Annotated in this window: 14 protein-coding genes; 4 read left to right on the forward strand and 10 right to left on the reverse strand. The window is 72.2% G+C overall.

Going from position 1 to position 14,954, the window contains the following annotated elements; genetic code table 11:
• The first annotated feature begins 113 nt into the window (after positions 1 to 113).
• From VFW71_08215 to VFW71_08225, 3 genes are all read left to right on the forward strand, one after another.
• On the forward strand, positions 114 to 821 hold the full coding sequence (locus VFW71_08215) for an ABC transporter ATP-binding protein (protein ID HEU5002746.1): 708 nt from the start codon (positions 114 to 116) through the stop codon (positions 819 to 821).
• Between the two features lie 37 nt (positions 822 to 858).
• Positions 859 to 3,231 (forward strand): FtsX-like permease family protein, encoded by a 2,373-nt coding sequence (locus VFW71_08220; protein HEU5002747.1) that lies wholly within the window; start codon positions 859 to 861, stop codon positions 3,229 to 3,231.
• A gap of 188 nt (positions 3,232 to 3,419) precedes the next feature.
• On the forward strand, positions 3,420 to 4,820 hold the full coding sequence (locus tag VFW71_08225) for an aldehyde dehydrogenase family protein (protein HEU5002748.1): 1,401 nt from the start codon (positions 3,420 to 3,422) through the stop codon (positions 4,818 to 4,820).
• A gap of 119 nt (positions 4,821 to 4,939) precedes the next feature.
• Here the strand turns inward: VFW71_08225 and VFW71_08230 are convergent, their stop codons facing one another.
• From VFW71_08230 to nadA, 10 genes are all read right to left on the reverse strand, one after another.
• Complete coding sequence (locus VFW71_08230; GenBank protein HEU5002749.1) at positions 4,940 to 5,158, reverse strand: hypothetical protein; 219 nt, start codon at positions 5,156 to 5,158, stop codon at positions 4,940 to 4,942.
• A 36-nt stretch (positions 5,159 to 5,194) separates the two neighbouring features.
• Positions 5,195 to 6,007, reverse strand: a complete 813-nt coding sequence (gene trpA / locus VFW71_08235; protein ID HEU5002750.1) for a tryptophan synthase subunit alpha — start codon at positions 6,005 to 6,007, stop codon at positions 5,195 to 5,197.
• Positions 6,008 to 7,222, reverse strand: a complete 1,215-nt coding sequence (trpB, locus tag VFW71_08240) for a tryptophan synthase subunit beta (GenBank protein HEU5002751.1) — start codon at positions 7,220 to 7,222, stop codon at positions 6,008 to 6,010.
• A gap of 14 nt (positions 7,223 to 7,236) precedes the next feature.
• A complete protein-coding gene (gene trpC, locus VFW71_08245; GenBank protein ID HEU5002752.1) occupies positions 7,237 to 8,079 on the reverse strand; it encodes an indole-3-glycerol phosphate synthase TrpC in 843 nt (280 codons plus the stop codon).
• A gap of 134 nt (positions 8,080 to 8,213) precedes the next feature.
• A complete protein-coding gene (locus VFW71_08250; protein ID HEU5002753.1) occupies positions 8,214 to 8,663 on the reverse strand; it encodes a secondary thiamine-phosphate synthase enzyme YjbQ in 450 nt (149 codons plus the stop codon).
• Positions 8,660 to 10,135, reverse strand: a complete 1,476-nt coding sequence (locus VFW71_08255) for an ATP-binding protein (protein HEU5002754.1) — start codon at positions 10,133 to 10,135, stop codon at positions 8,660 to 8,662. Before VFW71_08255 ends, VFW71_08250 begins: the two co-directional genes overlap by 4 nt.
• Positions 10,132 to 10,866, reverse strand: coding sequence for a response regulator transcription factor (locus tag VFW71_08260; protein HEU5002755.1), 735 nt, complete (start codon positions 10,864 to 10,866; stop codon positions 10,132 to 10,134). The genes VFW71_08255 and VFW71_08260 overlap by 4 nt, the downstream gene beginning before the upstream one ends.
• A gap of 300 nt (positions 10,867 to 11,166) precedes the next feature.
• Positions 11,167 to 12,648, reverse strand: a complete 1,482-nt coding sequence (gene trpE, locus VFW71_08265) for an anthranilate synthase component I (protein HEU5002756.1) — start codon at positions 12,646 to 12,648, stop codon at positions 11,167 to 11,169.
• A 5-nt stretch (positions 12,649 to 12,653) separates the two neighbouring features.
• Entirely contained in the window at positions 12,654 to 12,959 is a 306-nt protein-coding gene (gene hisI / locus VFW71_08270) for a phosphoribosyl-AMP cyclohydrolase (protein HEU5002757.1), read from the reverse strand.
• A gap of 32 nt (positions 12,960 to 12,991) precedes the next feature.
• On the reverse strand, positions 12,992 to 13,969 hold the full coding sequence (gene nadA / locus VFW71_08275) for a quinolinate synthase NadA (protein ID HEU5002758.1): 978 nt from the start codon (positions 13,967 to 13,969) through the stop codon (positions 12,992 to 12,994).
• Between the two features lie 40 nt (positions 13,970 to 14,009).
• Between nadA and nadC the strand changes: the two genes are divergently transcribed.
• Positions 14,010 to 14,912 (forward strand): carboxylating nicotinate-nucleotide diphosphorylase, encoded by a 903-nt coding sequence (nadC, locus tag VFW71_08280; GenBank protein ID HEU5002759.1) that lies wholly within the window; start codon positions 14,010 to 14,012, stop codon positions 14,910 to 14,912.
• Positions 14,913 to 14,954: the final 42 nt, after the last annotated feature.

Here is a 14,954-nt window from a genome sequence, read left to right on the forward strand (position 1 = left end):
CGGGCACCGCCGCCCGCCCGCACTACCCCGTCGGTAGCCCCTTCGCGCTAGTCCGCACGGGCTACGTGACATTCGCCATTGGGCGCCTCGTGGGGGAGCCCGATATACCTTGCATGGAACCCCTCGCCAAAGCCGAACGGCTCAGCAGGTGGATCGATGCCGGCGGCAAGCGCCACCCGATCCTCGAGGACCTCAACTTCGTGATTCCCCGAGGGAGCCTCTTCGTCATCAACGGGCCCTCGGGCAGCGGCAAGTCCACCTTGCTGAACCTGCTCACCGGCGTTGACCGCCCCAGCAGCGGCGGCATCCTGTTCTCGCACGAGCGCATGCCCGACAAGGGCGAGAACGCCCTGGCGCAGTGGCGGGGCCGCACCTTCGGGATCGTGTTCCAGTCCTTCCAGCTCATCCCCACGCTGTCCGCCCTCGACAACGTCATCCTGGCCCTCGAGCTGGGCAAGGGTCACTTCCTGCGCAAGCACTGGGCCTCCCGGGCGCTGGAGTGCCTGGCCCAGTTCGACGTCGCCGACCTGGCCCACCGCCTGCCGAGGCAGATGTCCGGCGGCCAGCAGCAGCGGGTGGCCATCGCCCGGGCCATGGCCAACGACCCCCCGATCGTCGTCGCCGACGAGCCCACCGGCAACCTCGACACCACCGCCGCCAGCGGCGTGATCGAGGCCCTGCGGGGCCTGGTCGCCCGGGGCAAGACCGTGGTGCTCGTCACCCACGACGCCGACATCGCCCGCCGGGGTACCGCCGGGATCGATCTGATGGACGGCCGGATCGTCGGCCGCAGGCTCGCACCCGCCTTCGTCGCCGCGTAACCACCGCCACCGAACCCAGAAGGGGGGCCGGACCACGATGCGGTTCTCGGCCCCCGGCTACTCGGCCCGTCGCTTCTCCGCCCTGGCGCGGAAGTCGCTGGCGGACGTCGCCCAGCGCCCGGCCCGCTCCAGCCTGGTGGTGCTCGGCATCGCCGTCGGGGTGGCCGGCCTGTGCGCCATCAACCTCTCGTCCCGGGCCATCGTGGGGGCGCAGGCCGCCCTGGTGAACTCGGGCCACACCGCCGACGTGCAGGTCGTCACCACCGGCACCAACCCCGCCCTGGCGGGCGCCCTGCAAGCGGTGCCCAACGTCAAGGCCGCCGAGCTGGCCACCGTGTACCAGGGCCTGTGGGAGATCTCGGCCGCACCCGGCCAGGTCAACCTGCAGATCACCGCCTACCCCAACCCCGCCCACATCGCCGTCCAGCCCTTCGAGCTCACCAGCGGGCACCTGCCCGGGCCGGGCCAGATCGTCATGGACTCGACCGACCGCGGCTATCAGGGCTTCACGCTGGGCGACACCGTGGACCTGCGCACTGCCAGCGGCGACGTCCTGCTCACCGTCGTCGGCACCGCCCGGGCGATGGGCCAGGGCAGCGCCTCGCTGGTCGGCACCGCCCGGGGCTACATGTCGACCGCCGGCCTCGCCGCCATCAGCGGGCTCACCAAGCCCAACCTCGCCCTCATCGAGGTGACCAACGAGAGTCAGGCCCAAGACACCGCGAAAGCGGCCGAGGCCGTGCTGCGCAAGGGCGGGAGCACGGTGGTCGGCACCGTCTTGGGCTCGGGCGGCGTGGCGAGCAGCGAGGTCCGGGGCCTCTACCTCGTCCTCGACACCCTGTCGGCCGCCGCCCTCCTGCTGGCTGCGCTCCTCATCCTCAACACCATCACCGCCCTGGTGGCCGAGCAGCAGCCTTCGATGGGCATCATGAAGGCGCTGGGCGGGACCCGCAACGCCGTGGTGCGGGGCTACCTGACCACCGTGTCGATCTACGCGCTCGCCGGGACCACCCTCGGCCTCCTCGCCGGCGTGCTCGGGGGCCACTGGCTGACCGGGGTGCTGGCCAACGCCATCGTGCTCGACACCGGGCGGCTCCCCCTCGATCTCGGCGTCCTCGCCCTGAGCGCCGCCCTCGGCCTGGTGGTGCCGGTGCTGGCGGCGATGGGGCCGATCTGGTGGGGCACGAAGGTCACGGTGCGGGAGGCCCTGGGCGGCCAGCGCTCCGGCGCCCGCGAGCTGGCCCTGCCGGCATGGCTCTCCCGGGTCGCCGCCCTGCCCCGCACGATGTGGCTCGGCCTGGCGGGCGCCTTCCGGCGGCCGGTGCGGGCGGCACTCACCCTGGCTGCGCTCGCCTGCGCGGCGACCACCTTCCTGGCGATCCAGACCACCAGCTACTCGTTCAACCGGTTCCTCGACAATCTGTCGGGGCAGTTCCACGCCGACATCTACGCCCAGACCGCCCAGCCCCGCTCGGCCGCCTCGCTGAATGACACCCTGAAGGCCCTCCCGAACGTCGCCGCCACCGAGCCGTTCAACGAGTCGGCGGCCAGCTCGTCGTGGGGCAACGTCATCCTCGAGGGGACCGCCCCCACCCCCGCCCTCTACCAGCTCCAGGTGGTGGCCGGCCACTGGGTGGCGCCCGGGCAGGCCAACCAGCTGCTGGTGAACGAGGAGCTCCTCGCCCGGACGGGCGTGCAGGTGGGCGGGACGATCACGCTGGCCACCGCCACGCGCAGCCAGAGCTGGACGGTCGTCGGCGTGGTCCACGACGTCAACACCGGCCTGGGGACCGCCGGGGTGGCGGTGACCACCCTGGACAACTTCGATGCCTTCGAGGGCCTTTCCCCCGGCTCGACCATGGGCCTCATGGTGCGCACCACCACCCATGGCGCCGCCGCCGTCGGCGCCGCGGCCAACCAGGTGGAGGACGCCCTCCTGAAACAGGGCCTCAGCGCCTCGGTACGCACCGCGGCGGAGAACCTGCAGCGCACCCGGGACGAGTTCGGTGTCCTCAGCCTGCTCCTCAAGTCGGTGGCGGCCATCGTGGCGCTGATCGGCATCCTCGGGCTGTCCAGCACGCTGGCGACCTCGGTGCTCGAGCGCCGCCGGGAGATGGGCACGCTGCGGGCGCTGGGGGCCAGCAGCCAGAAGGTCGCCTCGGTGTTCGTGGTCGAGGCGCTGTCCCTCGCCGGGATCGCCGTGCTGGTGGCCACCGCCCTCGGCATCCCGCTGGCCTACGCCTTCGTCCACCTGATCGACAACGCAGTGGTGAACTTCGGCTTCGCCTTCAACCCCGCCATCCTGGTGGCGATGGCGGTGTTCACCATCGGCGTCTCGCTGGTCGCCGCCGTGGTGCCCGCCTACGGGGCCGGCCGGCTGGCGGTGGCCGACTGCCTGCGCTACGAGTAGGGCGCCCTCGATCTGCGCACGATTTAGCTCCTTAGCGAGGTTAGACTTCTAAGTAAGCAACAAAAGCCGTGCTGCGCACGGCTTTTGTGCCCCACCTCGCCCAGTGCCCCAGCTGCGGGCGCACGCACTCGATGCAGCAGGAGACCGGCCCGTTTGCAGCCTGTCGCCCCGGGGGACATGATCGGGGTATGAGCCTCGTCGCCGAGCGCACCATCCCGGGCCGGGTCGCCGCTCTCCGGGCCACCTTCGACTCCGGCCGCACCCGGCCCATCGACTGGCGCAAGGCGCAGCTCAAGGGCTTCCGCCGGCTGCTGACCGAGGGCGAGGCCGAGCTGGCCGCCGCCATGGGGTCCGACCTCGGCAAGGCCCCCGCCGAGGCCTGGATGACCGAAACCCGATTCGTCGACAGGGAGGTGGGCTACACGCTCTCCCACCTCCACGGGTGGATGTCGCCCGAGCACGTGCACGTCCCGGTGGTGCTGCAGCCCGGCCGGGCGAAGGTGGTGCCCGAGCCCCTCGGCGTCGCGCTGGTCATCGCCCCGTGGAACTACCCGGTCCAGCTGCTGGTGCTGCCGATGGCGTCGGCAGTCGCCGCCGGCAACTGCGTGGTGGGCAAGCCTTCCGAACTGGCCCCGGCCACCTCGGAGACGATCGCCCGCCTGGTGCCGAAGTACCTCGACACCGACGCCGTCGCCATCGTCGAGGGCGGGGCCGAGGCGGCGACCGAGCTGCTCGCCCAGCGCTTCGACCACATCCTGTACACCGGCAGCGCCCGGGTGGGGCGCATCGTGCTGGAGGCGGCCATCCCCAACCTGACCCCGGTGACGCTGGAGCTGGGCGGCAAGTGCCCGGCCATCGTGGACAAGGACGCCGCCCTGGGCGTCGTCGCCCGCCGGCTGGCCTACGGCAAGTGGCTGAACGCCGGGCAGACCTGCGTGGCCCCGGACTACGTGCTGGTGCACGAGGACATGGAGCAGGCCCTGGTGGCCAAGCTCACCGAGCTGCTGCACGACTTCTACGGCGACGACCCCAAAGCCAGCCCGGACTACGGGCGCATCGTGAGCGACGCCCACTTCGCCCGCCTGACCGGGCTGCTGCAGGCGGGCGGGTTCGCCGAGACGGTCACCGGGGGCCTCGCCACCGCCGATCCGGCGACGCGGTACCTCGCCCCGACCATCGTCCGGCGGGTGGCCACCGACGCCGCCCTCATGGGCGAGGAGATCTTCGGCCCCATCCTCCCCATCATCCCGGTGGCCAGCATGGACGAGGCGGTGGCCTTTGTGAACGCCCGGCCCAAGCCGCTGGCGCTCTACGTGTTCACCAGCCACGGCTCCGTGGCAGATGACATCCTGGACCGGACGTCCTCGGGCAGCGCGTGCGTGAACACGTGCACGGTGCAGCTGGCCGTGCCCGGGCTGCCGTTCGGCGGGGTCGGGGCGAGCGGCTCGGGCGCCTACCACGGCCGGACCGGGTTCGACACCTTCAGCCACCGCAAGGCGGTGCTCTCCAAGCCTGCCCTGCCCGAACCGCCGCTGCAGTACCCGCCCTACACCAACACCCGCCAGGGCGTGCTGCGCAAGATCTACTGACGGGCCTTCGATTACACCGGACCGCGGCCCCGGCTCACCGGCACGGAGTTCTGTGGACTTTTTTCCGCCAAAAAGACGGCAAAAACGTCCCCAGAACTTTGGCCGAAACGGACTGATCCCTAGTAGGTCTCTCCCTGCAGGCCCGTGACGTAGCGGTGGAAGGCCAGGTGGTCGCTCACGAACTCCCGCTCCTCGCCCGAGGCGGCCTCCCGCACCACCACGCGGTCGGCGGTGCCGGCCGGCCCCTCGACGTCCTCCTCGACGCTCGCCACTTCCCACCCGGCCTCGACCAGCCCGCGCAGTTCCTCCAGGATCGGGTCGTCTCCCCAACCAGCCACGTTGCCCCTCCCTCCTCTACCGTTCGACGAGTGACCTCAGTGCAGTTGGTCCAGCGCCCGGCGGATCTCCCGGGCGAGGGCCGAGACCCCGGCGGCGTCGTCGGCCAGCACCCGCTTCACCAGCGCGCTGCCCACGATGACCCCGTCGGCCAGGCGGGCGGCCGCGGACGCACTGGCCCCGCTCGAGATCCCCACCCCGAGGAGCACGGGCAGCCGGGTGTGCGGCCGGATGCGCACCACCAGGCCCATCGCCGCCGAGGAGAGCGCCTCCTGCTCGCCGGTCACCCCCAGGCGCGAGACCGCATAGATGAAGCCGGAGGAGCCCCGGGCCAGCATGGCGGCCCGCTCCAGGCTCGTCGTCGGGGCGATGAGCTGCACGAGAGCCATGCCCCGGGGCGCCAGCGCCTCCCGCAGCTCGGCGGACTCCTCGAAGGGCAGGTCGGGGACGATCATGCCCGAGGCACCCGCCTGGCGCAGGGACTCGGCAAAGTGCTCGGCCCCCAGGGCGTGCACCGGGTTGTAGTAGGTCATGGCCACCAGCGGGACCTCGGCGTAGCGCCGGGCATTGCGGATCAGCTCGAAGCTGCGCTCGATGCTGATCCCGCTCTGGAGCGCCTGGGTGGAGGCCGCCTGAATCACCGGGCCGTCCATGACCGGGTCGGAGAAGGGCACCCCCACCTCGATGGCGTCGGCGATGCCCGACAGCTCGGCGATGAGGTCGACGAAGCGCTGCGGGGTCGGCAGCCCGGCGGTCAGGTACGGCACGAAGAGCTTGCGCCCACCTGATCGGGCGGACTGGAGGCGCTCCTCGAGCTCGGTAGCCCGGGCGGCGGGCGGGCGGGCCCCCACCTACGAGGAGGGCGCCAGGCCCAGCGTCCGGGCGACCACCTCGACATCCTTGTCGCCCCGGCCCGAGAGGTTGACCAGCACGTTGGCACCCCGGCCCATCTCGCGGGCCAGGTCCACGGCCCGGGCAACGGCGTGCGCCGACTCCAGGGCCGGGATGATCCCCTCGGTGCGGGCCAGCAGCTGGAAGGCGGCCAAAGCCTCGCGGTCGTCCGCCGCCAGGTAGCGCACCCGGCCCGAGTCCTTCAGCCAGGAGTGCTCGGGACCGACCCCCGGGTAGTCCAGCCCCGCCGAGATCGAGTGCGCCTCCTGGATCTGGCCGGCGGCGTCCTGCAGCACGTAGGAGCGGGCGCCGTGCAGCACGCCCGGCCCCCCCTTGGACAAGGTGGCGGCGTGCCGGGCGGTGCCCAGGCCCTCCCCGGCGGCCTCGACGCCGTACAGGCGCACCTCGTCGTCGACGAAGCCCCGGAAGATGCCGATGGCGTTGGAGCCCCCGCCCACGCAGGCCACCACAGCATCCGGCAGCGCCCCGGTGACCTGGAGGAACTGGCCCTTGGCCTCGTCACCGATCACCCGCTGGAAGTCGGCGACCAGGGCCGGGAACGGGTGCGGGCCGACCACCGAGCCGATGACGTAGTGGGTGGTCTCGACGTTCTCCACCCAGTCCCGGAAGGCCTCGTTGATGGCGTCTTTCAGCGTCTGCGAGCCGGCCGCTACCGGGCGCACCTCGGCGCCCAGCAACCGCATCCGGGCGACGTTCAACGCCTGGCGCCGGGTGTCCTCGACGCCCATGTAGACCACTGCCGGGATCCCGAACCAGGCCGCCGCGGTGGCGGTGGCGACCCCGTGCTGGCCGGCCCCGGTCTCGGCGATCACCCGGCGCTTGCCCATCCGTTGGGCCAGCAGGAGCTGGCCGAGGGTGTTGTTGATCTTGTGGGCGCCGGTGAAAGCGGCGTCCTCCCGCTTCAGCCACAGCTCGGCACCGCCCACCTCCTTGGTCAGGCGGCGGGCGTGGTAGAGCGGCGTCGGCCGGCCGGCGACCTCGCGGAGCAGCGAGTGGAACTCGTCCTGGAACCCCGGGTCGTGCATCGCCTCGAGGCGGGCCTTGTCCAGCTCCTCCAGAGCGCCGACCAGCACCTCGGGGGCGTAGCGCCCGCCGTAGGGGCCGAACCACCCGCGGGCGTCGGGCAGTGCGTCGGAGGTGGAAGTGGGAGCCATGGGTGGTTGGGAGTTTAGCGGTCGGACGAAACGGGCTCGGGCTCGAGGTCCTCGTCGGTCTCCGGGTCGGGCTCCTCCCGGCCGAGCAACGTGGCGGTGGCGGCCGCCGGGTCCGGAGCCCGCATCAGCGTCTCGCCCACCAGCATGGCGTCCACGTCGGCCTCCTCCAGGGCGGTCACGTCGGCCCGGGTGGCGATCCCGCTCTCGGCCACCACGACCACATCCGGGGGGATCCGCGGCCGCATCCGGATGGCGAGCCCGGTATCCACCGCGAACGTGCGCAGGTCGCGCTGGTTGACCCCGACGATGGCGGGCTCGACGGCGAAGGCGGCGTCCAGCTCCCACTCGTCGTGGATCTCGACGAGGGCGGCCAGGCCATAGTCCCGGGCGGCGGCAGCCAACTCGGCATAGCGCCCGGGGTCCCGGAGGGCGGCGACGATCAGCAGGATGGCGTCGGCGCCCGCCAGCCGGGCCTCGACCACCTGGTACGGCTCGAGGACGAAGTCCTTGCGGATGGCCGGGAGGGCGGTGACCCGGCGGGCGGCCTGCAGGTCGGCCAGGGAACCGGAGAAGAAGTCGGGCTCGGTGAGCACCGACAGCGCCCGGGCGCCGCCCCGCTCGTACGCCCGGGCGGTGCGCTGCGGCGTGGCGTCGGCCCGGATGGCGCCCTTGGAGGGGGAGCGGCGCTTGAACTCGGCGATCAGGGAAATGCCTTCCGCCCGCAGAGCACCCGTGAAGTCCCGGGGCGACCCGACCTCCCGGACGTCGCGCTCCAGGTCGCCCAGCGAGCGGCGGGCCTGGGCGTCCACCAATCGGCGCCGGGTAGCGTCGAGGATGCGGTCGAGGTAGGTGTCCATGGCGGTCCGCGGACCCTACCACCGGCCTGGGGCAGGGCCGGGGCCGGCCGGCTACTGCTGGACCAGCATCACCGCCGAGCCCCCGAGCACCACCGCCCGGTCGAGCGCCTCCTGGAGGTCATTCGGTAGCCGGCTCAGAACCCGAAGACGTGCAGCACCACGTCCCGGGTGCGGGCCCCGTCCAGCTCCACCAGCATCAGGCGCTGCCAGCGCCCCAGCAGCGGCCGCCCGGCTCCCACCGGGATGGTGTGCGAGGCGCCCCCCATGAGCATGTGGGCGATATGACTGTGCCCGTTCACCGGCTCCTCCCAGTCCCCCACGTTCTGGTACCGGCGGGTGAGGTCGTCGTGGGCGTAGTAGCTGTCGGTGGGTGCCAGGGCGTCCAGGCGCTTGCGGAAGTCCTCCAGCAGCCCGTCCTCGAACTCCCCCAGCACCAGGGTGCAGGTGGTGTGGGCACAGAAGGCCACGGCGCAGCCCTCCGTCACGCCGGAATCCTTGACCGCCCGCTCGAGGTCCTCGGTGACGTCCACGACGTCGAGGCGGCCTGCTGGCGTGACCTGGAGTGTCGTCGTTGCTGATCTCACTGCAGTAGCCCTCCTTGCACATGCGTCAGTGGGGGCTCGACAAGCGAGCCGGAACCCATCCCGGGACCCATCGAGGATCCCGAGTCCCACGCTGGAACTACGAACCGGAACGTCGCCCCGCCCTGCTGCCCGTGCTCCGCCCAGATGCGGCCGCCGTGGGCCTCCACCACCGAACGGGCAATGGCCAGCCCGATGCCCGTGCCCCCGTCGCTGCGCGCCCGGGAGCCGTCCACCCGGTAGAACCGCTCGAACACCCGGGCCAGGTGCTCGTCGGGGATGCCCGCCCCCAGGTCCTCCACCGACACCGAGCACGCCCCATTCTCGACGTGAGCGCCCACGGTGACCGTCCCGCCGGCCGGGCTGAACCGGAAAGCGTTATCCAATAGGTTGTAGAGCACCTGGTGCAAACGCTCCCGGTCCGCCCGCAGCGGCGGCAGGCCGGGCTCCACCTCGTTGTGCACCGCCACCGCCCGCTCGGCCCGGGCCACGCCCACCTCGGCAGCCACCTGGTCCACCAGCGGGGAGAGGCGCACGGGCTCCAGCTCGAGGGGGACGTCGCCCGACTCCAGCCGGGAGAGATCGAGAAGCTGGTCCACCAGGCGGGCAAGGCGCTCGCACTGGCCGAGCATCAGGGCCAGCACGGCCATGTTGGGCTCCTCGACGCCGTCCAGCAGGTTCTCCAGGTGGGCCTGCAGGGCCGAGATCGGCGTCTTCAGCTCGTGGCTGACATTGCCCACCAGCTCCCGGCGCATGCGCTCGACGCCCTCCAGCTGCGACGCCATGCGGTTGAAGGCCTCGGCCAGCTGGCCGACCTCGTCCCGGGAGCGGGCGGTGACCCGGTCCCGGTAGTCGCCCCGGGCCATCCGGCGGGCGGCGGCGGCCATCTCGCGCAGCGGCGTGGTCATGCCCCGGGCGAGGAAGCGGGCGCTCAGCAGGGCGAGGGCGGCGGCGGCGATCCCGGCCGCCAGCAGCTGCCACCAGAACCCGCGGAGCAACTCGGCGGTGGCCGACACCGCCCCGGTGGCGGCGCTGACCGGGGTGCCGACGTAGACCGCCCCGGTGACCGCACCGGCGCGCACGACGGGCACGCCGACGTAGGCGACCCCGCCCACGGTCCCGCTGTCCACCACGCCGTCCAGCGCCTTGGTGACCGACGCAGGCAGGGGCATCGACGACTGCAGCACGTGGCCGGCATCGTCCACCACCAGCGCGAAGCGGCCAGCCCGGGCAGCGGCGGCGCTCAGCGATGCCGAGGGCGCCCCGGCGGGGCTGAACGCCTGGGCGGCCAGGCCGCGGGCGTCGGTCAGGGACTGGCGGAACACCAGCTCGCGCTCCGAGTCCCGCAGGGCGAAGCCCACCAGCAGGTAGAGGGTGACCACGGTGACCGCGACCGCGAAGACGGTGATGGAGCCGAGCTTGGCCCGGATGGTGGGGAGGCGGTCGAGGGGCCGGAACTCTCCGAGGCGCCTCACGGCGCGGGCTCACAGAAGGCGTAGCCCACCCAGTGCACGGTGCGGATGTAACGGGGCTCGGCGGAGTCCTCCCCCAGCTTGCGCCGGATGCGGGCGACATGGCTGTCCACCACCCGGCCCCCGGCGTGGTCCCGGTAGCCCCAGACCCGCTCCATCAGCTGCTCCCGGGCGAAGACGACGCCGGGTACCTGGGCCAGCGCCAGCAGGATCTCGAACTCCAGGGGCGTGAGGGGGATCTCGCTGCCGTCGCGCACGACCCGGCGGCGGGAGGCGTCGATGGTCAGATCGAAGCGCTGCAGGATGTCCACCGCGGCGACTGCCCCGCGGGCCTCCACCCGCTCCATCCGGCGCAGGATGGCGCGCACCCGGGCGGCGAGCTCGCGCAGGGAGAACGGCTTGGTCAGGTAGTCGTCCGCCCCGACGGCGAACCCGGCGATCATGTCGGTCTCCTGGGTGCGGGCGGTGAGCATCAGCACCGGCACCCAGTCCCGCTTCTGGATCTCCCGGCACACCTCGAGGCCGTCCATGCCCGGCAGCATCAGGTCGAGGATCACCAGGTCGGGGGCCTCGGCGTCGATCTCCGCCAGAGCGGTCAGCCCGTCGCCGGCCACCCGCACCACGTACCCCTCGCTCACCAACCGGGCGCGCACGGCGTCCACCAGCGCCTCCTCGTCGTCCACCACCAGGATGCTGCGCGCGGGCACGGCCCGGAGGGCCTGAGCAGGCTTCATATCCCCACGATCCTACGGTGAATCAGAGCCTTGACTCCCGCCCCGGTGTTGAGAAGGTGTGAAGGCTTTGTTGCAAAGCGTGCTCGCCCGTTGCGCGCTCAGCGGGCAACGCGGGCAGTACCGCATCAGAGGAAAGCCAGCCCGGGCAGGGCGAGCAGGCACTTCATGGTCCCGCCCACCTGGGAGTCACACCCCAGGTCGGCCACGCCCACCGGTTCGCCGACCAGCCCGTCCCGTGCCACCGGTACTCCTGAAGGCGGGGGGCCGCCACCCCGGCCCGGACCTGTGGTCGGCCGCCACCTACGCCGGATCGGCCTGCCGCAGCCGTCCGGCGATCTGGGCCGCGGTCAGGAGGGCCTTCGCCTTGTTCACCGACTCCCACCACTCCTTGCCCGGGTCCGAGTCGGCCACGATGCCCCCACCCGCCTGGATGTGGAACTGCCCCCCGGCGATGTAGGCGGTGCGCAGGGCAATGCAGGTGTCGAGGTTGCCGGAGAAGTCGAAGTAGCCCACCACGCCGGCGTAGGGCCCCCGGCGGGTGGGCTCCAGCTCGTCGATGATCTCCATCGCCCGGATCTTGGGCGCCCCGGACACCGTCCCGGCGGGGAACGAGGCGTAGAGGGCGTCCAGGGCGCTGCAGCCGTCCCGTAGCTCGCCGCCCACCTGGGAGACCAGGTGCATGATGTGGCTGTAGCGCTCGACCACCATCAGTTCCTCCACCCGCACGCTCCCCCACCGGCTGACCCGGCCGACATCGTTGCGGGCGAGGTCGACCAGCATGATGTGCTCGGCCCGCTCCTTCTCGTCGGCCACCAGCTCGGCGGCCAGGGCGGCGTCCTCCTCCTCGGTGGCACCCCGGGGCCGGGAGCCGGCGATCGGCCGCTGGGTGATGTGGCCGCCCGCCACCTTGATCAGCGGCTCGGGTGAGGACCCGATCACCGTGATCTCGGGGTGGCGCAGGTAGAACATGTAGGGGCTGGGGTTGACGAGGCGCAGGACCCGGTAGATCTCGAACGGGTCGGCGTCCAGCGGCGCCGAGAAGCGCTGGGCGATCACCACCTGGAAGATGTCGCCCGCCATGATGTACTCCTTGGCCGCCTCGACCGCGGCCTCGAACTGCTCCCGGGCCATGCTCGACCCGGGCAGCGCCACCTCCACCGGCGTCAGCGCCCGGGGGGCGTAGGCCAGCGGCGTGCCCAGCGCAGCCACCAGGGCCTCGATGCGCTCCACCGCCCGGTCGTAGGCGCCGGGGCCGTCGCCGGCGACGACGTTGGAGACCACTGCCACCCGCTGGCGGAGGTGGTCGAAGGCCAGCAGGCTGCGGGGGAACATGAGCATCAGCTCCGGGGTGCCCACCTCGTCCACGGTGGTCTGGGGCAGCTCCTCCAGGTAGCGCACCACGTCGTAGCCCAGGTACCCCACCGCCCCGGCGTGCAGGGGCGGCAGCCCAGACAGCGCCGGGGAGGAGTAGGACTCCAGCACGGCCCGGAGCACCTCCAGGGGGGTCCCTTCGACAGACACCGGGGGCATCCCCTCCCAGTCCACCGAACCATCCCGGGAGGTCATCACCAGGAACGGGTCCACCCCGATGAAGCTATAGCGGCCCCAGCGCTCGCCACCCTCCACCGACTCCAGCAGGAAGGCGTGCGGCTGCTCGCCCAGCTTCATGAACGCCGAGACCGGCGTCTCCAGGTCGGCGATCACCTCCCGCCACACCGGGACGACGGGGAACTCACCGGCGAGCCGATCGAACTCGTCGCGGGCGGGCCGGTACTCGGGCACGGCCTTTACGTGAAGGCGCGGTAGAAGCAGGTGCGCTCGCCGGTATGACAGGCGGGGCCGTCGGCGTTGACCTTCATCACCAGGGCGTCGCCGTCGCAGTCGTACAACGCCTCGACGACGTGCTGGAAGTTGCCCGACGTGGCCCCCTTGTTCCAGAATTCCTGGCGGCTGCGGCTCCAGAACCACGTGGTGCCCTGCTCGAGGGTGCGGCGCAGCGACTCCTCGTTCATCCACGCCATCATCAGGACCTCGCCGGTGGTGGCGTCCTGGACGATGGCGGGCACCAGGCCCTTGTCGTCGAACTTGATCATGCTGAGGTCAGTGTTTTTCGTTTCCACGACAGTCATCCGATCGCGATCATGCGCTCGATCGCCCGGCGGGCCCGGTCGGCGACGGCGGGTTCCACCGTCACCTCGTGGACGCCCAGGCGCAGGCACTCGAGCAGGTTTTCCGGGGTGATCATCTTCATGTAGCGGCAGAAGGCCGCTTCATTGGCGGCAATGTACTGCCGGCCAGGCGCCACCCGCTCGAGCCGGTGGATCAGCCCGGTCTCGGTGGCGACGATCACCCGCCGGGCGTCGGTGGCGGCGGCCCGGCGCAGCATGCCGGCGGTGCTCAGCACGTGGGTCCGCTCCCGGGGCAGGGCGCCGGTGGAGTTGAGGTACAGGGCGTGCGAGGCGCAGCCGCACTCCGGGTGGATGTGCAACTCGGCGTCGGGGTACTCGGCCAGGCGGGCATCGAGGTCGGCGGGCTCGATGCCGGCGTGCACGTGGCACTCCCCCATCCAGATCTCGAGCTTGCGCCCGGTCTCCCGCTCGACGTGGGCGCCCAGGAACATGTCGGGCAGGAAGAGGACCTCCCGGGCGGGGTCGATCGCCTGCACCACCTGGACGGCGTTCGCCGAGGTGCAGCAGTAGTCCGACTCCGCCTTCACCTCGGCCGAGGTGTTCACGTAGGCCACCACGACGGCGCCCGGGTGCTCGGCCTTCCAGGCCCGGAGCTGGTCGGCGGTGATGGTCTCCGCCAGCGAGCAGCCCGCCCCGGGGTCGGGGATGAGGACGGTGCGGTCGGGCGAGAGGACCTTGGCGGTCTCCGCCATGAAGTGCACGCCGCAGAAGACGATGACCCGGGCACCGGTGGCCGCCGCCTGGCGGGAGAGCTCCAGCGAGTCGCCCACATAGTCGGCCACTTCCTGGATCCAGGGAGCCTGGTAGGTGTGCGCCAGGATGACCGCATCCCGCGCCGCCGCCCGGGCACGGACCTCGCGCGCCCAGTCCCGGTAGTCCCGTGCCGAGATCTCGGCGGTTGCGGTGCTGGCCATGAGCTATAAGTACAGCTTTCCACAAACGGAGACCGGACCGATGCCCGCAGCCCACGTCCCCCCATCCGCCGACCAGCAGGAGCTGGAGGAGCTCGCCCGCCGGGCGCTCGCCGAGGACCTCGGCCAGGCGGGCGACGTCACCTCCAAGCGCATCGTGCGGGCCGAGCTGCCCGGCCGGGCGCGGATCCTCGCCAAGTCATCCGGCATCCTGGCGGGCACGGCCATGGCGGCGGCGGTTTTCAAGGCGGTGGACCCCGCCCTGGCGGTGGACTGGAAACTGGCCGACGGGGCATTGTTAGAGCCAGATGCGACCGTGGCCGAGCTGGCCGGGCGGGCGCGGGCGATCCTCGCCGGGGAGCGGGTGGCCCTGAACTTCCTGCAGCACCTGTCGGGAGTCGCCACCCTGACCGCGGCGTTCGTGGCAGCCGCCCAGCCCCACGGCGTGAAGATCCTGTGCACCCGCAAGACCGTCCCCGGGCTGCGCCGGCTGGAGCGGGACGCGGTTGCCGCCGGCGGGGGCACCAAGCACCGGGCCGGGCTCTACGACGCCATCCTCATCAAGACCAGCCACATCAAGCTGGCCGGCGGGATCGGCGAGGCGGTCCGGCGGGCCCGGGCCAACCCCCCGATGCCGGTCGAGGTGGAGGTGCGCACCGCCGAGGAGCTGGAGGAGGCGCTGGCGGCCAAGGCCGAGTGGGTGCTGCTGGACAACGCCGGCCCGGCGGAGATTGCCGCGGCCGTGGCCCGGACCCGGGGCGTGGCCTCGCTCGAGATCTCGGGCGGCGTCAGCCTCGCCACCGTGGGAGCCATAGCGGCACTCCACCCGGACGCGATCTCCGTCGGGGCACTGACCCATTCGGCTCCGGCGGTCGACCTGGCGCTGCACATCGCAGGACCCGTGGGTGCGGGGCCCCGGGGCGCGGTCCCTGCCCGCGGCGCCTGAGGCGGGTACGCCAGAGGCGTCCCTGGTCCGAGCGCCGGAGCG

This window comes from Actinomycetota bacterium, from assembly GCA_035765775.1.
GTDB lineage: Bacteria > Actinomycetota > CADDZG01 > JAHWKV01 > JAOPZY01 > DASTWV01.